The organism is Pseudomonas chlororaphis subsp. piscium, assembly GCF_003850345.1.
Classification (GTDB): domain Bacteria; phylum Pseudomonadota; class Gammaproteobacteria; order Pseudomonadales; family Pseudomonadaceae; genus Aquipseudomonas; species Aquipseudomonas piscium.
The window spans coordinates 5193342-5216161 of sequence record NZ_CP027707.1; the positions used below are offsets into that span (position 1 = coordinate 5193342).

At 63.1% G+C, this 22820-nt stretch carries 25 protein-coding genes; 11 read left to right on the top strand and 14 right to left on the bottom strand.

The genetic code is table 11. The annotated features are described in order from the left end of the window. Positions 1–2 precede the first annotated feature (2 nt). The 3 genes from ngg to C4K38_RS23240 all read left to right on the top strand — a co-directional run bounded on the left by ngg (position 3) and on the right by C4K38_RS23240 (position 3392). Complete coding sequence (gene ngg, locus C4K38_RS23230) at positions 3–1748, top strand: N-acetylglutaminylglutamine synthetase (RefSeq protein ID WP_053280374.1); 1746 nt, start codon at positions 3–5, stop codon at positions 1746–1748. A gap of 130 nt (positions 1749–1878) precedes the next feature. After that, positions 1879–3063 carry an osmoprotectant NAGGN system M42 family peptidase gene (locus C4K38_RS23235; RefSeq protein WP_007932243.1) on the top strand — a complete coding sequence of 395 codons (1185 nt, stop codon included), beginning with the start codon at positions 1879–1881 and terminating at the stop codon, positions 3061–3063. Between the two features lie 101 nt (positions 3064–3164). After that, complete coding sequence (locus tag C4K38_RS23240) at positions 3165–3392, top strand: YheU family protein (protein WP_007932245.1); 228 nt, start codon at positions 3165–3167, stop codon at positions 3390–3392. A gap of 51 nt (positions 3393–3443) precedes the next feature. Here the strand turns inward: C4K38_RS23240 and C4K38_RS23245 are convergent, their stop codons facing one another. From C4K38_RS23245 to C4K38_RS23275, 7 genes are all read right to left on the bottom strand, one after another. After that, a complete protein-coding gene (locus C4K38_RS23245) occupies positions 3444–3776 on the bottom strand; it encodes a YnfA family protein (protein ID WP_053280375.1) in 333 nt (110 codons plus the stop codon). Between the two features lie 64 nt (positions 3777–3840). Continuing rightward, the gene (locus C4K38_RS23250) at positions 3841–4656 is read right to left on the bottom strand and encodes an SDR family oxidoreductase (protein WP_009045033.1); all 816 of its coding nucleotides are present in this window, start codon (positions 4654–4656) and stop codon (positions 3841–3843) included. Positions 4657–4914: 258 nt separating this feature from the next. Then, positions 4915–7008: an LTA synthase family protein gene (locus tag C4K38_RS23255; protein WP_053280376.1), complete on the bottom strand. Its 2094-nt coding sequence runs from the start codon at positions 7006–7008 to the stop codon at positions 4915–4917. A 431-nt stretch (positions 7009–7439) separates the two neighbouring features. Continuing rightward, positions 7440–7631, bottom strand: a complete 192-nt coding sequence (locus C4K38_RS23260) for a PLDc N-terminal domain-containing protein (protein WP_009050190.1) — start codon at positions 7629–7631, stop codon at positions 7440–7442. 99 nt (positions 7632–7730) lie between these two features. Beyond that, complete coding sequence (locus C4K38_RS23265) at positions 7731–8261, bottom strand: hypothetical protein (protein WP_053280377.1); 531 nt, start codon at positions 8259–8261, stop codon at positions 7731–7733. Positions 8262–8371: 110 nt separating this feature from the next. Beyond that, a complete protein-coding gene (locus C4K38_RS23270) occupies positions 8372–8890 on the bottom strand; it encodes an ankyrin repeat domain-containing protein (RefSeq protein WP_053280378.1) in 519 nt (172 codons plus the stop codon). Positions 8891–8987: 97 nt separating this feature from the next. After that, a complete protein-coding gene (locus C4K38_RS23275) occupies positions 8988–10820 on the bottom strand; it encodes a long-chain-acyl-CoA synthetase (protein ID WP_053280379.1) in 1833 nt (610 codons plus the stop codon). 658 nt (positions 10821–11478) lie between these two features. Here C4K38_RS23275 and C4K38_RS23280 point away from each other — a divergent pair. Then, positions 11479–11757, top strand: a complete 279-nt coding sequence (locus C4K38_RS23280) for a DUF3509 domain-containing protein (protein WP_025805576.1) — start codon at positions 11479–11481, stop codon at positions 11755–11757. 111 nt (positions 11758–11868) lie between these two features. Here C4K38_RS23280 and mtnC read toward each other — a convergent pair whose 3' ends face one another. The 5 genes from mtnC to aroC all read right to left on the bottom strand — a co-directional run bounded on the left by mtnC (position 11869) and on the right by aroC (position 16093). Further along, positions 11869–12552 (bottom strand): acireductone synthase, encoded by a 684-nt coding sequence (gene mtnC, locus C4K38_RS23285; protein ID WP_053280380.1) that lies wholly within the window; start codon positions 12550–12552, stop codon positions 11869–11871. Between the two features lie 4 nt (positions 12553–12556). Beyond that, a complete protein-coding gene (locus tag C4K38_RS23290; protein WP_009050195.1) occupies positions 12557–13102 on the bottom strand; it encodes a 1,2-dihydroxy-3-keto-5-methylthiopentene dioxygenase in 546 nt (181 codons plus the stop codon). 99 nt (positions 13103–13201) lie between these two features. Continuing rightward, positions 13202–13822 (bottom strand): methylthioribulose 1-phosphate dehydratase, encoded by a 621-nt coding sequence (locus tag C4K38_RS23295; RefSeq protein WP_053280381.1) that lies wholly within the window; start codon positions 13820–13822, stop codon positions 13202–13204. After that, positions 13819–14967 carry an MFS transporter gene (locus C4K38_RS23300; RefSeq protein WP_053280382.1) on the bottom strand — a complete coding sequence of 383 codons (1149 nt, stop codon included), beginning with the start codon at positions 14965–14967 and terminating at the stop codon, positions 13819–13821. The genes C4K38_RS23295 and C4K38_RS23300 overlap by 4 nt, the downstream gene beginning before the upstream one ends. Positions 14968–15001: 34 nt before the next feature. Next, positions 15002–16093, bottom strand: coding sequence for a chorismate synthase (gene aroC / locus C4K38_RS23305; RefSeq protein ID WP_053280383.1), 1092 nt, complete (start codon positions 16091–16093; stop codon positions 15002–15004). 96 nt (positions 16094–16189) lie between these two features. On the opposite strand from aroC, the gene C4K38_RS23310 reads away from it, so the two are divergent. After that, complete coding sequence (locus C4K38_RS23310) at positions 16190–17188, top strand: alpha/beta hydrolase (protein ID WP_169914954.1); 999 nt, start codon at positions 16190–16192, stop codon at positions 17186–17188. 98 nt (positions 17189–17286) lie between these two features. Next, positions 17287–18075: a hypothetical protein gene (locus C4K38_RS23315; protein ID WP_053280384.1), complete on the top strand. Its 789-nt coding sequence runs from the start codon at positions 17287–17289 to the stop codon at positions 18073–18075. 52 nt (positions 18076–18127) lie between these two features. Here C4K38_RS23315 and prmB read toward each other — a convergent pair whose 3' ends face one another. Next, positions 18128–19036, bottom strand: coding sequence for a 50S ribosomal protein L3 N(5)-glutamine methyltransferase (gene prmB, locus C4K38_RS23320; RefSeq protein ID WP_009050201.1), 909 nt, complete (start codon positions 19034–19036; stop codon positions 18128–18130). Positions 19037–19273: 237 nt separating this feature from the next. Here prmB and C4K38_RS23325 point away from each other — a divergent pair, with 237 nt between their 5' ends. From C4K38_RS23325 to C4K38_RS23345, 5 genes are all read left to right on the top strand, one after another. Next, positions 19274–19864 carry a cysteine hydrolase family protein gene (locus tag C4K38_RS23325; protein WP_009050202.1) on the top strand — a complete coding sequence of 197 codons (591 nt, stop codon included), beginning with the start codon at positions 19274–19276 and terminating at the stop codon, positions 19862–19864. A gap of 130 nt (positions 19865–19994) precedes the next feature. Next, positions 19995–20315 (top strand): hypothetical protein, encoded by a 321-nt coding sequence (locus tag C4K38_RS23330; protein ID WP_007932271.1) that lies wholly within the window; start codon positions 19995–19997, stop codon positions 20313–20315. Between the two features lie 75 nt (positions 20316–20390). Further along, positions 20391–20948: a Smr/MutS family protein gene (locus tag C4K38_RS23335; RefSeq protein ID WP_053280385.1), complete on the top strand. Its 558-nt coding sequence runs from the start codon at positions 20391–20393 to the stop codon at positions 20946–20948. 77 nt (positions 20949–21025) lie between these two features. Continuing rightward, positions 21026–21571 (top strand): GTP cyclohydrolase I FolE, encoded by a 546-nt coding sequence (gene folE / locus C4K38_RS23340; RefSeq protein WP_003204506.1) that lies wholly within the window; start codon positions 21026–21028, stop codon positions 21569–21571. A gap of 101 nt (positions 21572–21672) precedes the next feature. Then, positions 21673–22044 carry a glutathione S-transferase N-terminal domain-containing protein gene (locus tag C4K38_RS23345; protein WP_053280386.1) on the top strand — a complete coding sequence of 124 codons (372 nt, stop codon included), beginning with the start codon at positions 21673–21675 and terminating at the stop codon, positions 22042–22044. Between the two features lie 173 nt (positions 22045–22217). Here the strand turns inward: C4K38_RS23345 and C4K38_RS23350 are convergent, their stop codons facing one another. Beyond that, positions 22218–22820 carry a glutathione S-transferase family protein gene (locus C4K38_RS23350; RefSeq protein ID WP_053280387.1) on the bottom strand — a complete coding sequence of 201 codons (603 nt, stop codon included), beginning with the start codon at positions 22818–22820 and terminating at the stop codon, positions 22218–22220.

Consider the following 22820-nt stretch of genomic DNA (forward strand, 5'->3'; position numbering starts at 1 on the left):
CCATGAAACCCCACGCCACGGCTTACAGCCAACGCTTGCTGCGCGGTCAGGCGCCCTCCTACGAACGTCTGCAGGCGCGTTTTGCCGAAGACCGCAGCGCCCTCAGCACCGACCCCATCGCCGTGCACTGCGGCTGGGGCCGGCTGCTGATCGGCCATACCTTTCCCGACCCGATGAGCCTGGCCGAGGAGCTGCTCAATGAACACCCCGGCGAACGCGACATCGCCTTGTATGTCGCCGCGCCGCAGCAGATTCTCGGCCTGGAACCGACCCAGTTGTTCCTCGACCCGTCGGACACCCTGCGCCTGTGGTTCAGCGACTACCGCCAGGCCACCCGGGTGTTTCGCGGCTTCCGCATCCGCCGGGCGCAGAGCGCGGCGGACTGGCAAGCCATCAACCAGCTGTACCTGGCCCGCAACATGCTGCCGGTCGACCCGAGCCTGCTGACCCCGCGCCATGCCGGCGGGCCGGTGTACTGGCTGGCCGAAGACGAAGACAACGGCGCGGTGATCGGCAGCGTCATGGGCCTGGACCACCAGAAGGCCTTCCACGATCCGGAGCACGGCAGCAGCCTGTGGTGCCTGGCGGTGGACCCGCATTGCACCCGCCCGGGGGTTGGCGAAGTACTGGTCCGGCACCTGATCGAACACTTCATGAGCCGCGGCCTGAGCTACCTCGACCTGTCGGTGCTGCACGACAATCGCCAGGCCAAGTGCCTCTACGCCAAGCTGGGCTTTCGCACCCTGTCCACCTTCGCCATCAAGCGCAAGAACGGTATCAACCAGCCGCTGTTCCTCGGCCCCGGGCCCGAGGCGGCGTTCAACCCTTATGCGCGGATCATCGTCGAGGAAGCCCATCGCCGCGGCATCGACGTGCAGGTCGACGACGCCGAAGCCGGGATGTTCACCCTCAGCCATGGCGGTCGCCGGGTGCGCTGCCGCGAGTCCCTCAGCGACCTGACCAGTGCTATCAGCATGAGCCTGTGCCAGGACAAGAGCCTGACCCACAAGGTGCTGAAACAGGCCGGGCTGAACCTGCCGGCGCAACAACTCGCGGGCAACGCCGACGACAACCTGGCGTTTCTCGACGAGCATGAACGGGTGGTGGCCAAGCCACTCGACGGGGAACAAGGCCAGGGTGTGGCCGTGGATCTGCGCACCATCGAAGAGCTGCAACAAGCGATCGACAACGCCCGGCGGTTCGACAGCCGGGTGTTGCTCGAGAGCTTCCACGAGGGCCTGGACCTGCGCATCCTGGTGATCGGCTTCGAGGTGGTCGCCGCGGCCATTCGCCGGCCGGCCGAGGTGATCGGTGACGGCCAGCATTCCATCGGCGAGCTGATCGAGGCGCAAAGCCGACGCCGCCAGGCCGCCACCGGCGGTGAAAGCAAGATCCCCCTGGACCACGAAACCCAGCGCACCCTGCAGGCCGCCGGACATGGCTACGACAGCATCCTGCCGGCCGGCGAACGGCTGTTCGTGCGGCGCACCGCCAATCTGCATACCGGCGGCACCCTGGAGGATGTCACCGCGATTCTGCATCCGCAGCTGGTGGACGCGGCGATCCGCGCGGCTCGGGCGCTGGATATCCCCATGGTCGGCCTCGACCTGATGGTGCCGGCGGCCGACCAGCCGCAGTACGTGTTCATCGAGGCCAACGAGCGCGCCGGCCTGGCCAACCATGAACCGCAGCCGACGGCGGAGCGCTTTGTCGACCTGTTGTTTCCCCACAGTCAGCCGGCGACCTGATCGTCATGGGCTGACAGTACCGGCCTTATCGCGGGCAAGCCTCGCTCCTACAGAAACGCACTGTGGGAGCAGGCGCCCGACGCCTTGTTCATCGAAACCATCGATGGCCTTTTCATCATCAGGAGTTTCCATGACCCGATCGATTCCCGAACCGGACCTCAACTACCTGCAGAAAGTCCTCCTGGAAATGCTCGCCATTCCCAGCCCCACCGGCTTCACCGATACCATCGTGCGTTACGTGGCCGAGCGCCTGGAAGAACTGGGCATCCCCTTCGAACTGACCCGCCGCGGGACCATTCGCGCCACCCTCAAGGGCCAGAAGAACAGCCCGGACCGCGCCGTCTCGGCGCACTTGGACACCATTGGCGCCAGCGTGCGCGCGGTGAAAGACAACGGCCGCCTGACCCTGGCCCCGGTGGGCTGCTGGTCCAGCCGCTTTGCCGAAGGCAGCCGGGTCAGCCTGTTCACCGACAACGGCGTAGTGCGCGGCAGCGTGTTGCCACTGATGGCCTCCGGGCACGCCTTCAACACCGCGGTGGACGAAATGCCCATCAGTTGGGACCACATCGAATTGCGCCTGGATGCCTACTGCACCACCCGCGCCGACTGTGAGTCGCTGGGCATCGGCGTCGGCGATTTCGTCGCGTTCGACCCCTTGCCGGAGTTCACCGAAAGCGGCCATATCAGCGCCCGCCACCTCGACGACAAGGCCGGGGTCGCCGCGCTGCTGGCCGCGCTCAAGGCCATAGTCGACAGCGGCGAGCCGCTGATGATCGACTGCCATCCGCTGTTCACCATCACCGAAGAAACCGGCAGTGGCGCGGCGGCGGCCCTGCCCTGGGACGTCAGCGAGTTCGTCGGCATCGACATCGCCCCGGTCGCCCCCGGGCAGCACTCCAGCGAGCACGCGGTGAGCGTGGCCATGCAGGACTCCGGCGGGCCTTACGACTATCACCTGTCGCGGCACCTGCTGCGCCTGGCCACGGAACACGAACTGCCGGTGCGCCGCGACCTGTTCCGCTACTACTTCAGCGATGCCCATTCGGCGGTCACCGCCGGCCACGACATCCGCACCGCCCTACTGGCCTTCGGTTGCGACGCCACCCACGGCTACGAGCGCACCCATATCGACAGCCTGGCAGCTCTCAGTCGCCTGTTGGGCGCCTACATCCTCAGCCCGCCGGTGTTCGCCAGCGATGCGCAGCCGGCCCAGGGTTCCCTGGACCGTTTCAGCCATCAGCTGGAGCACGACACGCAAATGGAAAGCGACACCCGGGTGCCGTCGGTGGACAGCCTGGTGGGGCAAAAGTCCTGAGGTGATAAGCCCTGAAGTGAAAAGCCGGGCCCCGCGCGAGGTTTGCCTAGCCGCGCGGGGCCCGGCGCAGTAGGATCCGGGATTGTTTGCCGGAGGCCCTTATGCTGATTCCCCATGACCAACTGGAAGTCGACACCCTGACCCGCCTGATCGAAGACTTCGTCACCCGCGACGGCACCGACAATGGCGACGACACCCCGCTGGAAACCCGGGTCCTGCGCGTGCGCCAGGCACTGACCAAGGGCCAGGCGGTGATTGTGTTCGACCCGGACAGCGAGCAGTGCCAGTTGATGCTCAAGCACGACGTGCCCAAGGAATTGTTCGACTGATCTTCAGCCGGGACCGGGCGCCATGGCGGCGCCCGAAACCCGGCCAGTTCCTCAACCGTTGGTAAAGCGCGGCCCGAACAGAATGATGCTCGCGCCGATCACGCACAGCGCCACCCCCAGCCAGTCCGAACTCAGCGGCCGCACCCGCTCCACCATGCCCAGCCAGCCGATCGACGCGATGATGTAGATCCCGCCGTACGCCGCATAGGCGCGGCCGGCGTAGCTCGCTTCGATCTTGGTCAGCAACAGGGCGAAGAGCATCAGGCTCAGCAGCGCCGGGACCATCCACCAGGCGCTTTTGCCCTGGCGCAGCCACATCCAGAAGGCGTAGCAGCCGGCGATCTCGAACAGCGCGGCGAGGAAGAACCACAGGTAATTGAGCATGCAAGGTCTCGTCAGGGATGCCAGATGCTGGCAACCCTAACGACGCACGGGGTCAGCGGCAAGCTCAGCTGGCGTTTTGCTTGGCCTTGGCGCGCATCTTGTCGGCCATGAGGGTCATTTCGTCGTACAGCAGCTGCGGGTTCTTCTGCTTCAGGGCCCAGGCCATGCGCCCCTGTTCATGGGGCAGGATCATGAATTCGCCGGCGGCGACCTGGGTGTAGATGTAATCGGCGATGTCCGCCGCGCTGATCGGCGAGCTTTCCAGCAGTTTGCCGACCTGGGCCTTCATCGCCGGGGTCGGGCCACGGAACGAATCCAGCAGGTTGGTCTGGAAGAACGACGGGCATACCACGTGCACGCCAATTTCCTGCTGGGCCAGCTCGATCAGCAGGCTTTCGGACAGGGCCACCACGCCGGCCTTGGCCACGTTGTAGTTGCTCATGGCCGGGCCCTGCATCAATGCCGCCATCGAGGCAATGTTGATGATCCGCCCCTTGCTCTTTTCCAGCAGTGGCAGGAACGCCTTGCAGCCCTTGACCACGCCCATCAGGTTGATCGCGATCTGCCAGTCCCAGTCCTCCAGGGACAACTCGCTGAAGAAACCGCCGGACGCCACGCCGGCGTTATTGACGATCACATCGATGCCGCCGAGCTTGACCTCGCAGGCCTGGGCGAAGGCGGTCAATTGGCTGTAGTCGCGCACGTCGCAACGTTGCACGAAGCCATCGCCGCCGGCTTCGCGCACCAGCCTGAGGGTTTCCTGCAGGCCGGGTTCGCTGACATCCGACAACGCCAACTGCCAGCCTTCGCGCGCCCAGCGCAGAGCGATTTCGCGACCCAGGCCGGATCCGGCGCCAGTGATCATCATGCGATTTTGCATAGGAGTTGCCTTGTTGTTCCGGGGAAGATGAGGCGAGTGTAGCGAAGGATTTTGTGCCGCCCACGCACCATCAGATTGCTGAATGCCCCAGGCAAACCGGGGCCTCGGTGCGACTTCCTGCCGTGTTCCACGTTCAACTCGATGGGCCCTGGCCACTGGTGTCTCAGGCTTCGGTGCGTCTTCGGCACTGGCTTGCCAGGTACTGCAGAGCTACAAAAAAAGAGGCCCGAGGGCCTCTTTTTTATTTAACGCGCCAGATCAGTCCGGCGTGCCGTGCACCACGCCTGCAGTGTTATCCAGCAGGCTCTTGGTAGCGGTTTGCAGGAAGGCTTCCAGCTTGTGCTTCAGCTCGGCGGTACGCGGTGCGTCCGGCACCACTTCGGCATGGGGATTGGCGCCCAGTTCGTACTGGTAGATCTTCGGCGCCATTTCCTTCTCTTTCGGCAGTACCAGGATCTGGTCGGCGGTGACGATGGCCGTGGTCTGCTCGCTGCCCGACGGCTTGATCACGCCAAAGCCGGTGTCGCCTTCCGGCAGGTTGAGCAGGTCGCGGCCCCAGCACTGGTGACGCACTTCGCCACCCAGGCGGCCCATGATGGTCGGCACGATATCGACCTGGGTGCCCACGGTGTGGTTGCGCTGGCCGAATTTCTCCTGGATGCCCGGGGCGATCATCAGCATCGGCACGTTGAAGCGGCCCAGGTCCATTTCGGTGATCTGGCGCTCGTTGCCGAAACCATGGTCACCCACGATCACGAACAGCGTCTCCTTGAAGTACGGCTCCTTGCGCGCCTTCTCGAAGAACTGGCCCAGGGCCCAGTCGGCGTAACGCATGGCGGTCAGGTGTTCGTTCAGGCTGCCACGGTCGGTCACCTTCTCCACCGGCAATGGCGTCGGCAAGGCGTACGGGGTGTGGTTGGACAGGGTCTGCAGCAAGGCATAAAACGGCTTGCCGTTTTCCCGCGCCTTCAACTCTTCCAGGCCGCGATTGAACATGTCCTGGTCGGACACACCCCAGGTCGGATCGGAGAACACCGGGTTGACGAAGTCGTTACGCCCGACGAAGTTGGTCATGCCCTGGTTGCTGAAGAAGCCCGACTGGTTGTCCCAGGCGAAATCGCCGTTGTAGACGTACACGTCGTCATACTTGCGGGCGCTCAGTACCTGCGGCAGGCCGGACAACTTGTGGCTGCCTTCCGGGGTCTGCATCAGGTATTCGAAACCCGGCAGGTTGGGGAAGCAGGCCATGGTGGCGAACATGCCCTGGTGGGTATGGGTGCCGTTGGAGAAGAAGCGGTCGAACAGCAGGCCTTCCTTGGACAGCTGGTCCAGGTACGGAGTGATGTTGCCCGGGCCGCCCAGGGCGCCCACCGAGTGACCGGCCATGCTTTCCATCAGGATCACGACCACGTTCTTGATCGGCAGGGTCTTGTCCGCCGGTGGCGTGTAGTCGCGGCGCACGGCGGCGATATCGGCGTCCACCAGCTTGTCGTCCGGCATCACCAGCAGGTCGCGCACCACTTGCTGCGCCTCGGGCTGCGGCAGGGTGGCTTTCCAGATATTGCTGCGGTCTTCGCCCATCCGGCTCTTGGCCGCTTCGACCAGCGATAGCGTACCGTTGAGGCCCAGCTGGTTGGCGAAGTTCGATTCGGTGGTGTAGACGTCACCCCAGCGCAGCGGCGGGCCCTGGCGCAGGGTGCCACGGGCGGCGACCACGCAGACCAGCAGGCAGACCACGAATACGCCGATACGGGCGTACCACGGGGCGACCTGCCGAGTGCCGATGCTGCCGCCGCTGAACGGGCCACGTGGCCGGGTCGCGCGGTCGGCGCCCTTGAACGCCAGGCTCAGCAGCCAGGTGCCGATCGCCCAGGCCAGCAGGTAGCGCACCACCGGGAAGCCGTACCAGAGCATGCTCATCACGGTTTTCGGGTCTTCCTTCACATACTGGAAGACCAGGCCGTTGAGGCGCTGGTGGAACTCGCGGTAGAAGTCCATCTCCATCAGGCCGAGAAACAGCGCGATGCTCGAAACGATGGTCAGCCAGAAGCGGAAGAAACCGCGAGCCGCCATGGCCCGGGCACTGAACAGGGCCAGCAGCAGCGGGACGCTGAGGTAGACCACCAGGCGCACGTCGAAGCGCAGGCCGTTGGCGAAGGCTTCAAGGAAGGTCGAGGCCGGTGTGTCGAGGATCATCTCGCGGTTGTAGACCAGCAGCGCCACGCGCAGCAAAGACAGCATGACCATCATGACCAGCGCGCAGAGCAGCGTATAAGCCAGATGCGATTTGACGGTCGGTTGCAGCAGGCGACTCGAGGCTCGCTGCTGACTCAGGGCGTCCGGGTTTGCCATATCGTTTTAGGACCCAATGGAAGTTGAAGTTGCGAAAAAATGCAGCTGCGCTTTGCCCTCTTGTAGCCACTCAGGGCTGGGGGGATGGCGCGGTGCGCAAATGTTGCACGATCAGCAGCGGCATTGCCATTGATTACTGGCAGGCGCCCTTACCCGGCCGGCAGTGGCCCGGAGTCAGGGATCGCAAGCGGAGATCGCACGGGGTGCAGCGGAAAAACAGCGCTGGCGGATTGTCATAGAGACTTTGTGAAAATTTCGTGCAGCGCATATTTGGTCACATAAAAAAGCCCTGGCGGCGCTTTTGGGCGTCCGCGATAGCTACCGCGGCAATGCGCAAGCGCCGATGTGGCTTGACCGAACGACAAAGATAAACGGCAGGGCCGTCAGCGGTTCGATCCCGCGACGGCCGCCGCGCTGGCAGTGCTCGGCCTTCAGAACCGCACATTACCGCGTGGCCCGGCAATCGCCCAGATGATCAAGCCCAGGACCGGCAACAGGATGATCAGCAACACCCAGAGGATTTTCATCCCGGTTTCGGCACTGCTTTTAAGCACATTGATGATCGCCCAGATGTCCAGCGCGAGGATGATCAGGCCGACCAGCGTATTGAAGGTGGAACCCATGGTGTCGCTCCTAAGTGAGGGCTTGCCCACTTAGGATAGTCGGCCAGCGCCGGGGTTCCTTTTTATTGCCTGCGCGGTCGGGTCTGTGGGCTCGGCAGCTCAGACGTGAACCGCAACCTTGAGCGCTTCCAGGGACGGTGCGGCGGCGATGCCGGCTTCGGCGCACAGCTCCAGCACGCGCGGCACGTCGTTGCCGTAGACCAGCACCACTTGCAACTCGTCGTCCAGCAACTGGCTGAAGTTCATCAGCACGTAGCCGCCGTTTTCCGGGTTCATGCTGCCCATCTGGATCTGGATGCGGTTGAGCGCGGTCAGGGCCTCGGTCTTGGCCAGTTGCTTGGGCTTGATATTGAACGCCACGCCCGGGCCGAAAGACGCGACGATCTGCGCGAACAGGTCCATGTAGGTGTCGGCCTGGAACAGCACGGTTTCCGGCAGGCTGCCGACCACCACCCATTCGCCCAGCGGGATCGGGAAGCTGCCGTCGTAGTTGATGTCCGGATTGGCGGCCAGGAAGGCCTGGGGATCGGCGTAGGCCTGGGCGGCTTCGTCGGCGATCCGCAGGATTTCTTCTTCGCCCATGCAGCCGGAGCTGATTTTAGTGATGAGTTCGGCGAGGACGGTTTTCATGGGGCGAATCCTGTTACGGGTCAATGGCGGGCGCGCAGGATAGCCTAAACCCGCCCCACGAACCTACCGCCGCGACCAAGGCCTGGCCTTGGCCCGAGGGTATGTGCCGTTCAGCCCAGCAACTTCTGCAACTGCGCAGTGGTGTCGACGGCGCCCATGGTCTTCGCCGCCTCCAATGCGCTCACGCCGTTGGCGTCGGTGGCCCGCGGGTTGGCGCCCTTGCCGATCAGGTAGTCGACGATTTCCGTGCGGTTGAACATCGCCGCCATCATCAGCGCGGTGCGCCCGTCGAAGGACGAACCTTCCACCTCGGCACCGCCTTCCACCAATGCCTTGACCACAGCCAGGTCGCCCTTGAAGGCCGCGCCGGCGATCGGACTCTGGCCGTTGTCGTTACGGATCTCGGGGTCGGCCTTGTGCTTGAGCAGCACCTGCACCGCGTCCACATGCCCGTAGTAGCTGGCCAGCATCAGCAGGGTGTCGCCCTTGTGATTGCGCAGGTTGACCGGCAGACCGTTGCTCGCCAGCTTGTCGAGCATCTGGGCGTCGCCTTGACGTGCGACGTTGAAGACCTGCTCGGTAAACGCGGCGGCTTCTTCTGCGGTCATCTGGCGGCTGTTGTCTGACATCGGGAACTCCACTTTCGGTCAATCGGAAAGTCGCTAGTGTCCCCAAGCCGCTCCAGCCCTGTCATCCCTTTTTTCTCAAGAGCGACCATAGCCAGAATCAATAACGGTGCCGGCCGGCGCAAATGTCCGCCAGGACCGCCTCCGTCACCTGCACGTAGGTCGCTGACCCCGGTAGCCAGGCGTACACCGGATCGCCGCCGGTTTTCGATGGGTCGAAGGCCTCTTCCTTGAGCCGGGTCTTCTGGTACTTGAAGGTGCCGGTGGTCTCCATCTTCACCTTGACCCGCAGGAACAGCGGCACCGCGTAGCCCGGCAGATGCTCGCGGGCGAACTGCAACAGCTCGGTGAAATCCAGGGTCGCCAGGGACTCGGCCGGGGTGATCGCCGCCATCCCGGCGCGACCGTTGGTGTTGTGCACCTCCACGCCATAGGCCACCGCCTCGGCGACCTGCGGATGTTGCAGGAGGATGTTCTCCACCTCGGTGGTGGAGACGTTTTCCCCCTTCCAGCGATAGGTATCGCCCAGGCGATCGATGAACTGCGCATGGCCGAAACCGATATCGCGCAGCAGGTCGCCGGTATTGAAGTAACGGTCCCCCTTCTCGAACACGTCGGTGAGGATCACCTTCAGGTTCTTTTCCGGCTCGGTATAGCCGTCCAGCGGCGCCTTGTCGTCGATCTTCGCCAGCAGCAGGCCCTGCCCGCCCCGGGCGACCTTCTGCATGAAGCCCGAGCCGTTGCGGATCGGCGCACAGGTGTCGTGGGCGTACTCCACCAGCGCCCAGGGCGCCAGGGAAAAGCCCACGGTATTGTCGAAGTTGAGCACATTGGTAAAGCCGATATTGCCGTCGCTGGCGGCATACAGCTCACAGATATGCTCTACACCGAAACGCTGTTTGAACGCCCCCCACACGCCGGGGCGCAGGCCGTTGCCGACCATCTTCACCACGCTGTTGTCACGGTCGTGCTCGCTGGCGGGCTGGTCGATCAGGTAACGGCACAGCTCGCCCACATAGCCGATGGTGGTGGCCTTGAACCGGCGGGCGTCTTCCCAGAACCGGCTGGCGCTGAACTTGCGGCGAATGGCGAAGCCCGAGGCTCCGCTGATGGCCGAGCCCCAGCACACGCACAGCCCGGTGGCGTGATACAGCGGCAAGGTGCAGTAGAGGATGTCGGCCGGCTGCATATCGAGGGCGATCATGCCGAAGCTGGCCGAGGTGCGCATCCAGCGCCCGTGCTTGAAAATGCCGGCCTTGGGCAGCCCGGTGGTGCCGGAGGTGTAGATATAGAAGCACGGATCGTCGAGGTAGATCCGCGCGGTGCTCGGGGGGTTGGCCGAGTCACTGGCGGCGCTGGCGGCCATCAGGTCGATGCAGCCGGCGGGCGTTGGCCCGGGCGCCACATCCGGATCGGCGACGAACCAGGTGCGCGCCTCGTCGATGGCGACCTGGCCGCGAATCGCCGAATAAGCGTCCAGCAGTTCGCCGCCGACGATCATGGCCACCGGCGTCACCAGGTTCACGCTGTGCACCAGCACGCTGCCGGTCTGCGCGGTGTTGAGCATGGCGCAGATGCCGCCGAGCTTGGCCACCGCCAGCACAGTCACCAGCAACTCGGGACGGTTCTCGACGAAGATCGCCACCACGTCGCCCTTGCCGATGCCCTGGCTTGCCAGGTAATGGGCGATGCGGTTGGCCCACTGGTTGGCCTGTGCATAACTCAACACCCGGTCGCCGTACAGCAGCGCCGGGCCGTCGGGGTTGCGTTGCGTGGCCTGCTCGAAAGTCCAGCCCAGTCCGCAGGGCTGATCGGCACGCTTGACGTTGGCTATCTGCATGCCCTTGATGACCCGCGGCAACGCCCGGGCGATGGAGGGCAACTTTCGCAGCATCATGCCCCAAGTGATCATGTCGTGCTGATGAGTGCTCATGACGGCTCCTGTTCGACGCAAAAGGATCCTGCACGGGCCGGGCCGGCAGGCAGACAAGGGTCGATGGGGCTATTCAGCTGGGGGCCGAGGGCGGGCCGCCACGGCAAACTGGGGAGGAACAAGGGGCGCGCTATTGGCAGTAATACAGAGCATGGCGTTCATGGATGACGTCCTATTTTCTTATTATCAGGCGCCTGCGACCCAGAGGATCACGACGCATGACTGTCCATGTCGGTGAAGCGTCTGATTGACCTGTACAGCCCGGAACATAGAGGCTGGGGCTTTGCAAAAGGGTTGCTGCAAAGCCTGTTGCTGGCGAAAAAATACGCCAGCGCTTCTTGGCCTGTACACGGAGTTTTTGCAAAGTTTTGTATCTCCCCCCGTGATGCCGGCTTCCTCGCACTTGAGGGCCGGGCTTGCCGGCTGGATCTTTTGCCTGAACCGCCAGTCACAGGGTTACGCCCCTGCACTTGCCCACGGCGCCGATCTCGCAAAATGCAGGATGCACGATGGCCATTCATGCAAATTGCACGGACATGCAAATCACGTAAAAATATAAATACCTGATTTATAACGACTTTTTAAAAATTCAGTACTGGCACAATCACTGCACCTATCACTCCAGGTTTGCCATTCAAGAACCATGGAGCTGATAGACATGAGCCTGATCCAAGAAAAATTCGCTTCCCTGTTCTCCAACTACGAAGTGACCACTCAGCCACGTCCCGATGGCGGCATCCTGCTGACGCTGCGTAACAGTGAAGGTAAACAGCTCAAGCGCTCGATCTCTTATGCACAGTTGCATGCGGGCGATCAGCTGTCGTGGGTGATCAGTGCGTTGCGTCGCGACCTGGCCGAGCAGGCCAGCGAATTGCCACAGATTTCCCTGCTGCAAAGCCAGAACCGTTTTGCCCTGCCGACGTATCACTCGGTTTAAATCCGCACCGCTGTGGATTCGCGGTGACAACGGATATATGACGGATAGCCCCACCAATATGGATAGCCCCATTCAGGCCGTGCCAGCCGCGCTGACACGGCCTGAATGGTTTCAGAAACTCCGCGGATCGATCTCGGCGAAGCTCGCCACATTCGCATACCCCGCCAGTTCCCCGCCTTCGCGCACCAGGCCGCAGGTGGCCAGGCCGGCGGACTGGGCCGCCTCCAGCTCCTGGACGATATCGGACAGAAAGAGAATCTGTTCAGGCGCACAACCGATGGCCTGGGTAATGCGCCGGTAAGACTGCACCTCCCGTTTCGGCCCCGAGGTGGTGTCGAAAAAACCGCTGAACAGCGGCGTCAGGTCCCCGGCAATGGAACGACCGAAAATCAGCTTCTGCGCCTGGACCGAGCCCGACGAATAGACGTACAACCGATAACCAGACTGATGCCAGTGCTGCAACGCCGCCACCGCATCCGGGTAGACATGGCCCTTGAGCTGTCCGGCCAGGTACCCCTGTTCCCAGACCATGCCTTGCAGCGCCTTGAGTGGCGTGGACTTGCGATCTTCCGCGATCCAGCCCAGGAGGATCTCGATCACCCGCTCGACATCCGCCGCCGGCTCGCCGCTTGCCTCGCGCACCGCCTGCAACTGCTCGGCGACATCGTCCCGGGTGGCGTGTTTGCGCACGAAGCCCGGCAGCTGCTGCACCGCGTAGGGGAACAGCACCTCGAAGACAAAACTCACCGCGCTGGTGGTGCCTTCGATGTCGGTGAGAATGGCCTTGATCGACATCCGCTCAATCCTCCAGAAGCGGGAACTGGCTGGCGATATCGGAACCGGTGAAATTGGCGACCCAACCTTCTGGGTTATTGAACATGCGGATCGCCACCAGGTACGGGTTCTCGCCCATGTCGAACCAGTGCGCGGTACCGGCCGGCACCGAAAGCAGGTCGTTCTTCTCGCACAGCACGGCGTACACGTAGTCGCCGATGTGCAGATTGAACAGGCCGCGACCGGCGACGAAAAAGCGCACCTCGTCCTCGGCATGCCGGTGTTCATCGAGGAACTTGGCGCGCAGCTCGGCCTTTTGCGGGTGATCACTGTTCAGGCTGATCACATCGACGGTGATGTAGCCGCGTTCGGTCATCAGGCGGTCGATCTGTTCCTGATAGGCGCCTATCACTTCTTCCTGGCTGGCGCCCGGCTGGATCCTGGTGGCGGCTTGCCAACGATCGAAACGCACGCCCTGCTCGGCCAGGGTCGCGGCGATATCGTCGAAATGGGTCAGCACCTTGTTCGGCAGGTCCGGGCTGGATACGTGGTAAACGGACAGGCTGCTCATCTTGGCAATTCCTCGTTATCGGCAATGCCCTCCGGCTTTTTCCAGGCCGGTCAGGCAGTGCATGTCATCAGGCGGTGGCTACTTCAGTCGAAGAAAGCCTTAACGGTTTAACAGGGCGCGAGTCTTCAACTCGCACTCGAACAGGAACTCGAAGGCCTCGATCTGGCGCTGCGCATCACTCATGCGCGCGCCCCAGGTGTAGAGGCCATGACCGCGAATCAGGTAGCCGACGCAATCGGCATGGGCGTCGAGCCAGGGCTGGACCTTGGCCGCCAGCCGGGCGATGTCCTGATCGTTGTCGAAAATCGGCACGCGCACCCGCGACTCGTGACTGGCAATGCCGGCAAAGGCCTTCTGCAGCTCGTAACCCTCGAACTCGATGAAGTCCTTGGCGGTCAGGCGCGACAGCACCGTGGCGTTCACCGAATGGGTATGCAGTACGGCACCGACCTGCGGGTTCCAGCTGTACAGCTGGGTATGCAGCAAGGTTTCGGCCGACGGCTTTTTGCCCGGTTCCAGGCTGTTGCCCGCCAGGTCGCTGGCCAGCACGTCATCCAGGCCCAACTGGCCTTTGTGCTTGCCAGAAACCGTGAGCAATAGCGCGCTCGGCGACAGGCGCGCGGAGTAGTTGCTGCTGGTGGCCGGGGACCAGCCGCGGGCATACAGAAAGCGCCCGACCTCGATGATTTCCTGCGCCAGCTGTTCGCGGCTAAGGCTCATGGCCTTTCCTCTTGCATACGTGTGGCAATGATAACGGCTGCCGCCAGCGCTGCGAGGCTTGCAATACTAAAGGTCAATGTCGCGCCCAGGGCGTTCCAGCTGTAGCCGGAATACAGCGCGCCCAACGCACCGCCGGTGCCGGCCAGGGCCGCGTACAGGGCCTGGCCCTGGCCCTGCTGGCGGTCGCCGAAGCTGCGTTGCACGAAATGAATGGCCGCGGCATGAAAGCTGCCGAAGGTCGCGGCATGCAGCACCTGGGCAAACAACAGCACCCACAGATGTTCGGCAAAGGCGCCCAGCAGCAGCCAGCGCAGGGCCGCCAGCAGGAAACTCGCCAGCAGCACCCGGCGCACCGAAAACCGCGAGAGAATCCAGCTCATCGCCAGGAACATCAGCACTTCGGCGACCACCCCCAGCGCCCACAACAGGCCGATCAAGCCGCGGCTGTAGCCCAAGTGTTCCAGGTGCAGGGTCAGGAAGGTGTAGTAAGGGCCGTGGCTCATTTGCATCAGCGCCACACAGGCATAGAAGGCCAGGACGCCGGGGCTGCGCAACTGGCCAAGAAAGCCCCCGGCGGCCAAGCGACTGCCCTGGGTCGCAGGCTGGGCATTGGGCACCCAGGCGCTGCTGAGCACGATGCCGGCCATGATCAGCACCAGCGCCGCCGGGTAGATGTCCAGGCTCAACCACTCGAACAACCGCCCCAGCGCCACTACCGTAAGGATGAAACCGATCGAGCCCCACAGGCGGATCTGGCTGTAGCGGGCGGTCTGGCCTTGCAGGTGTGCCAGGGTGATCACTTCGAATTGCGGCAGTACCGCGTGCCAGAAGAACGCATGCAGGGCCATGACCATCGCCAGCCAGGCGTAGCTCTTGCTGACGAAAATCAGCGAAAAGCTCAGCAGCGTGCAGATCGCGCCAAAACGCACAATGGCCAGGCGCCGGCCGGTGTAGTCGCCGAGCCAGCCCCAGATGTTCGGCGCCACGCAGCGCATGAGCATGGGAATCGCCACCAGTTCGCCGATGCGCGCGCTGGAAAACCCCAGGTGATCGAAGTACAGCGCCAGAAACGGCGCGGTCGAACCCAGCAAGGCGAAATAGAACAGATAGAAACTGGAGAGCCGCCAGTACGGGAGCGCCGCCACGGCCGTCAGACCGTGGCGACTGGCAGAGACGCCATTACAACTGGCCCAGCACCGGCGTGCTGACACGCACGTCGGCGTTCTGGCCACGATGACGCAGCAGGTGATCCATCAGCACGATGGCCATCATGGCTTCGGCGATTGGCGTGGCGCGGATGCCGACGCATGGGTCGTGACGGCCCTTGGTGATGACGTCCACCGGGTTGCCATCGATGTCGATCGAGCGGCCCGGGGTGGTGATGCTGGAGGTCGGCTTGAGCGCAAGGTGCGCGACGATCGGCTGGCCGGAGGAAATCCCGCCAAGGATGCCGCCGGCGTTGTTGCTGAGGAAACCTTGCGGGGTCAGTTCGTCGCGATGCTCGGTGCCACGCTGGGCGACGCTGGCGAAACCGGCGCCGATTTCCACACCCTTGACCGCGTTGATGCTCATCAGCGCGTGGGCCAGCTCGGCGTCCAGGCGGTCGAAGATCGGCTCGCCCAGGCCCGGCATCACACCCTCGGCGACCACGGTGATCTTCGCCCCCACCGAGTCCTGATCGCGACGCAGCTGGTCCATATAGGCTTCCAGCTCCGGCACCTTCTCCGGGTCAGGGCTGAAGAAGGCGTTGTCTTCCACCGAATCCCAGGTCTTGAACGGGATTTCGATCGGGCCCAGCTGGCTCATGTAGCCACGCACCACGATGCCCTGGCTGGCCAGGTATTTCTTGGCGATGGCCCCGGCCGCCACGCGCATGGCGGTTTCCCGCGCCGAGCTGCGACCGCCGCCGCGGTAATCGCGGATGCCGTATTTGTGGTGATAGGTGTAATCGGCGTGGGCCGGGCGGAACAGGTCCTTGATCGCCGAGTAGTCCTTGGACTTCTGGTCGGTGTTGCGGATCAACAGGCCGATGGAGCAGCCAGTGGTCTTGCCTTCGAACACGCCGGAGAGGATTTCGACTTCATCGGCTTCCTGGCGCTGGGTGGTATGGCGGCTAGTGCCGGGCTTGCGCCGGTCCAGGTCGCGCTGCAGATCGTCCAGCGACAGCTCAAGACCCGGTGGGCAGCCGTCGACAATGGCGACCAACGCCGGACCATGGCTTTCGCCCGCGGTGGTGACAGTGAACAGCTTGCCGTAGGTATTGCCGGACATGCGGGACGCTCCATGAAATCAGCCGAAATAACTCAATCTGGATTACTGAGCGCGCCAGTATACGCAGGCTACCCAACTAGTTCATCCTCGAACCTTATCCGTGCCCGGAAGTCCAACCGGCACCTTCTCCATGATGGCGTGATAATGCTGCGAGTTCTTCTCTTGAGCCTTACCCTGTTCACCGGCCTGGTCCAGGCGGCCGTGTTGCAACGTCCCATCAGCCTGGACACTGGCAACGGCGAGTTATACGGCTCGCTGCTGTTGCCCAAGTCCGACGCCCCGGTGCCGGTGGTGCTGATCGTCTCCGGCTCCGGCCCCACCGACCGCGATGGCAACAACCCCGACGGCGGACGCAACGACAGCCTCAAGCGCCTGGCCTGGGTGCTGGCCAAACACAACATCGCCAGCGTGCGCTACGACAAACGCGGCGTGGCCGCCAGCCTTGCCGCCACCCCGGACGAACGCAACCTGACCCTCGACGCCTACGTCGCCGACGCCGTGGCCTGGGGCAAAAAACTCAAGAGCGACCCACGCCTGGGTCCGCTGATCATGCTCGGCCACAGCGAAGGCGCGCTGATCGCCACCCTGGCGGCGCCCCAGGTCGATGCGGCGGCGGTGATCTCTATCTCCGGCACCGCCCGCCCGGTGGACCAGGTGCTGCGCCAGCAACTGAGCTATCGCCTGCCGGCGCCGCTGATGCTGCGCAGCAACGAACTGCTCGACAGTCTCAAGGCCGGCCGCGTCGACACCGACGTGCCGCCGCCGCTGGAGGTGATCTTCCGCCCCAGCGTGCAGCCGTACCTGATCACCCTGTTCAAGCAAGACCCGGCCGCCGCCTTCGCCCGCCTGAAAATGCCGGCGCTGATCGTCCAGGGCAGTAACGATATCCAGGTCGGCGTCGGCGACGCACAGATGCTCAAGGCCGCCAAGCCGGACGCCCAACTGGCGCTGATCGAGGGCATGAACCACGTGCTGCGCATCGTGCCCAACGACGTCAAGCGGCAACTGGCCTCCTACAAGGACCCGCAACTGCCCCTGGCCTCGGAACTCGGCAGCCGCATCATCGGTTTTATTGACGGACTTCACGCCCGTTGACGCGTTTTCCCCTCCAGTCCTGAAAAAAACGGCCGATAAGCCTTTGCCGGCCGTTCACTTGCCGTCGGCAAGCAGCGCTTGGACAGGATCTCGCCGTTATGACCGATACCCAGAACCCTCCCGAAACCGAGGTTGAAAAACCCGCTCCCGAAGCCGTGGCGTTGCCGTGGGCGGACGTCCATGCCGAGCATCACCGGATGCTTCGCCTGGCCCCGCTGCAAACCGATCGCACCACGGGCGGACGGCCCCTGCGCTTTATCGAGTTCGGTTACGCCGAGCGCAGCAACAAGGAGCGCAGCCTGTTGCGCATGACCCTCCAGTTGCCGGGCCAACGGGTACGCAAGGAGCAGAATCATCTGGATGTCTGGGTCGACCATGCGACTCGTCGGGTGCGCTTCGAACCGGACAACCTGCAGATCGAGCCGGCGAACCGCGGTATCGGCCGCTTTCTGCTGGCGCAGGGGGCAAGCTGGGCCCAGAAGAAATGGCCACACTACCGCGTGGACGGTTTCGAACTGGCGAACAAGGATGCGCTGAACGAGGCCACGCGCCTGCGGCGCGACCACTTCCTGCGGGTCCAGGGTTTCGATGTGGTTTACGCCGATGCCCAGCATCTCAAGGGCAGCGTCAAGGATGTGCAGGTCGGCGAACTGCTGGTCAACTGGAACACCGAAAAGCTGCAATTCGTCGAGATCCTCGAAGCCGCGCAGATGCTGCAGCAGGCCGAGCAGAATCTCGAAGAACAGGAAGTCAAACTGCGCAAGCACGAAGAAAAGGTCGCCAAGTACAAGCGCGAAGACACCGGACTGCGCTTTACCATCACCTGCCTGGTGGCATTTGCGGTGTTCCAGGCCGGGTTGCTGATCTGGATCGCGACCCACCGCTGACAACAAAAAGCCCGCCGATTGGCGGGCTTTTTTCTGGCTCTTCGCTTGCGGCTCAGACCCGGGAGCTGAACAGCGCCTGGTGTTGCCGACACTGCTCGGCGGTGAGCATGAACACGCCATGGCCACCGCGTTCGAAGTCCAGCCAGGCGAAGTCGACTTCCGGGTACAGGGCTTCGACGTGGACCTGGCTGTTGCCGACCTCGACGATCAACAAGCCCTTCTCGGTCAGATGATCGGCCGCCTCGGCCAGCATGCGCCGCACCAGGTTCAGGCCATCGTCGCCACAGGCCAGGCCCAGCTCCGGTTCATGCTGGTATTCCTCGGGCATGTCGGCGAAGTCCTCGGCATCCACATACGGCGGGTTCGACACGATCAGGTCGAAACGCTGGCCCGGCAAACCCTCGAAACCGTCGCCCTGCACCGTGAACACCCGCTCATCGACGCCATGGCGCTCGATGTTCTGGTTCGCCACCTCGAGGGCTTCGAACGACAGGTCGGCCAGCACCACTTCCGCATGGCGGAACTCGTAGGCGCAGGCAATGCCGATACAGCCGGAACCGGTGCACAGGTCAAGAATCCGCGCAGGCTCGGCGCCCAGCCAGGGTTCGAAACGTTTTTCGATCAGCTCGCCGATCGGCGAACGCGGGATCAGCACCCGTTCGTCGACAATGAACGACAGGCCACAGAACCAGGCCTCGCCCAGCAGGTAGGCGGTCGGCACGCGCTCTTCGATGCGGCGCTTGAGCAGACGTTGCAGGTTGACCAGTTCGTCATCTTCCAGCGCACAGTCCAGATAGCTGTCGGCGATTTCCCACGGCAGGTGCAAGGCGCCCAGTACCAATTGGCGGGCTTCGTCCCAGGCGTTGTCGGTCCCATGGCCGAAAAACAGATCCTCCCCATGAAAGCGGCTGACAGCCCAACGGATGTGGTCGCGCAGGGTGCGCAGGCGGGAAGTGATCACGGGACAGACTCCTGAAAAAACGACTGGCGATTCTAACAGCCAAAACGTCTGAGGACGACGCATGAAAAATCTGAGTCTGCGGGGCGTCCAGGCGCTTTTCCCCACATTCGGCCCGATTCCCCATACCCCTTGACACGGCTGTAGGCCAGCAACCACGCACCTTACGTTAGTAGCGATTCACAGAAGCGCTCCGCCAGAGGACAATGTCGCAAAAGCCCCACTCACAGGAGCCCCAGAATGTCCGTTCCAAAGACGATGTTTCAACTCAGCGGTCGTGGTTATGCAGCGGCTAATTTGAGCCACGCGACCCTTGTGATCATCGACGCCCAGAAAGAGTACCTCAGCGGTCCGCTGGCCCTGTCCGGCATGGACGCCGCGGTCGCCAACATCAAGCAACTGGTCGCTGCCGCCCGCTCCGCCGGCCGCCCGGTTGTGCACGTGCGCCACCTCGGCACCGTCGGCGGTCTGTTCGACCCCCAGGGCGAGCGCGGTGAATTTATCCCCGGCCTCGAACCCCAGGGCGACGAGACCATCATCGGCAAGCTGCTGCCGAGCGCCTTCCATGGCACCGAGCTGGAAAAGCGCCTGCAGGACCTGGGTTCCCTGGACCTGATCGTCTGCGGTTTCATGAGCCACTCCAGTGTCAGCACCACTGTGCGCGCCGCGAAGAACCTGGGCTTTCGCTGCACCCTGGTGGAAGACGCCTGCGCCACCCGCGACCTGCCCTACAAGGGCGGCATCCTCAGCGCCGAGCACGTGCAGCAGACCGAAATGGCCATCATGGCGGACAACTTCGCCACCCTCGCCCTGACCAAAGATCTGATCTGATCGACCCGCAATGAGCGGTCCACGGGCCGCTCATCCGTAAAAGCCTCTCATTTGCCGTAATTGCCTTAGCCTCAGGAACCACCCGGTCATCTTTCGGTCGAAGGGCCGATACCCATTGAGGAAGGTCGGAATGAAGATATCCGATGGTTTTGACGCACGTCGTCTGCGGCCCAAAGGCCCGCGGAACTGGCGTTTGCGCCTGGGCGCGGGATTTTCCGCGTTGCTGGCGACCTTCGGTGTGCTGCTGGCGATGGCCGGGGCCGCCAGCCTGTTGGGGCGCCCTCCGGCGCTGGGCGAATTGAATGCAAGTCCGGCAGGTTCCGCGGTGATTCTAGCGGTCGGTCTGTTACTGCTGTATGTCGGTGTCTGGCTGTGGCGTCGCTGCCGGCGCCGCATGCGCCAGCCGCAAACCCTGAACATGGCTCCACACCTGATGAAGAAACATGACTGAATCGACGGCCACACGTTTTGTCCCGCCCCTCTCCCGTCGAGTTGGGTAAACTGCTCGGTCTTCGCGGAGGCTGACATGCAAGACGACGATTTTTCCCTATTCAAAAGCGCGATCCAAGGCGTCAAGCCGATCAAGCACGATCGCGCCGAAACCGGCAAACCCAAGGCTGACCGGGCGCAGATTGCCAAGCTGCGCCAGGCTGCCAGCGTGCGCACCGAAACCACTGCCGTCGACGGGCTGTCCGATCAGTTCGTGATCGACGTCGGCCCGGAAGACGAGTTGATGTGGGCCCGCGACGGGGTCCAGGAAAGCCAGATGCGCAAGCTCAAGGTCGGCCAGATCCCTTTCGAGGGCAGCCTCGACCTGCACGGCATGAACGTGGAAAAGGCTCGGGAAACCCTCTGGGCGTTCCTCGCCGAAGCCACCAAGTTCGAGATCCGCTGCGTGCGCGTCACCCACGGCAAGGCCGTGCGCCTGGACGGCAAGCGACCGATGATCAAGAGCCACGTCAACACCTGGCTGCGCCAGCATCCCCAGGTGCTCGGCTTCACCTCGTGCCAGGCCAAGCACGGCGGCGCCGGCGCGGTCTACGTGATGCTCAAACGGACCATGATGGAAGGCCGCGACGAGTAAAGCCGCTTCGTCGCGCTTGCAGCGTCGAGTCCGCCACCGTACCCTTGCCCTTTGCGTAAAATCCCACAGGTAGTTTCATGTCCCTGGAACAGAATTACACGGCGATCCTCGGCCAATTGGGCGAAGACGTCTCCCGCGAGGGCCTGCTCGACACGCCAAAACGTGCCGCCAAAGCCATGCAGTACCTCTGCCGCGGTTATGAACAAACGCTGGAAGAAGTCACCAACGGTGCCTTGTTCAGCTCCGATAACAGCGAAATGGTGCTGGTCAAGGACATCGAGCTCTACTCGCTGTGCGAGCACCACTTGCTGCCTTTCATCGGCAAGGCTCACGTCGCTTACATTCCGAGCGGCAAGGTGCTGGGCCTGTCGAAAGTCGCGCGCATCGTCGACATGTACGCGCGCCGCCTGCAGATCCAGGAAAACCTCAGCCGCCAGATCGCCGACGCGGTCCAGCAAGTGACCGGCGCCCTGGGCGTCGCGGTGGTGATCGAGGCCAAGCACATGTGCATGATGATGCGCGGTGTGGAGAAGCAGAACTCGTCGATGATCACCTCGGTGATGCTGGGCGAATTCCGCGAAAACGCGGCGACCCGCAGCGAGTTTCTCAGCCTGATCAAGTAACACGGCTGCCCGAAAGAACCGGCGTTCATCGCCGGTTTTTTTTCGCCTGGCAAAAATCAGGTAAGCTGCCGCCCCTTCTTTCATGGGCAAGAGGCAATATCGTGATCGTCAAAGCGCTTCGAGTCGGCCTGGGCCAGCTCATCATCTTCATCGACTTCATCACCCGCCCACGCAAGCAGCAGCGCCCCGCCGCGGCTCAAGCCCAGGTCGAACAGGCCGCCAAGGACCTGACCCTGTACCAGTTCCATGCCTGCCCCTTCTGCGTGAAAACCCGTCGCACCCTGCACCGCCTGAACGTGCCGGTGGCCCTGCGCGACGCGAAAAACAACGAGCAGGACCGCCAGGCCCTGCTGGAGCAAGGCGGCAAGATCAAGGTGCCGTGCCTGCGTATCGAAGAAAACGGCCAGACCACCTGGATGTACGAGTCCAAGGTGATCATCGATTATCTGGACAAACGCTTTGCGACAGCCTGAATGGTTGGTGGCGTTCTGAAGGACGTCATCGCGGGCAAGCCTCGCTCCTACAGGTTTGCGACCGATTTTCTGTAGGAGCGAGGCTTGCCCGCGATAGCGCCAGAACAGCCCCCACAAGAGCCAGACCATAAAAAACCGACCCAAGGGTCGGTTTTTTTGTTTCCCGCAGAGGCTCAGTCGAGCATCCCGACATGCCGTGGATGGCTTTCCACCCGCTGCATCCAGGCCTGGATCCCCGGGTAGCGCGCCAGATCGAAGCCACCTTCATGGGCGACATGGGTGTAGGCATAGAGCGCGATATCGGCAATCGAATACTGCTCGCCCACCAGATACGGCGTGCGCGCCAGCTGGTGCTCCATCACGTCCAACGCCTTGTAACCACGCTTTTGCAGCTTCTCGTATTCGTGAAGGCGCTCTTGCGGCATCCCCAGATAAAGCTGGATGAACCGTGCCACGGCAATGTACGGCTCATGACTGTATTGCTCGAAAAACTGCCATTGCAGCACTTGCGTGCGTAAACGCGGCTCGCTCGGCAGGAATTCGCTGCCGTCGGCGAGAAAGTTGAGAATCGCGTTCGACTCCCACAGGCAGGTGCCGTCTTCCAGCTCCAGCACCGGGATCTTGCCGTTGGGGTTCTTCGCCAGAAACGCCTCGGTCTGCGTATCCCCGTTCAAGATATCCACCGCCTGCCACTCGTAAGGCTGGCCCAGCAGATTGAGCATCAGCTTGACCTTGTAGCAGTTGCCGGACCGGTAATCCCCATAAACCTTGTACAT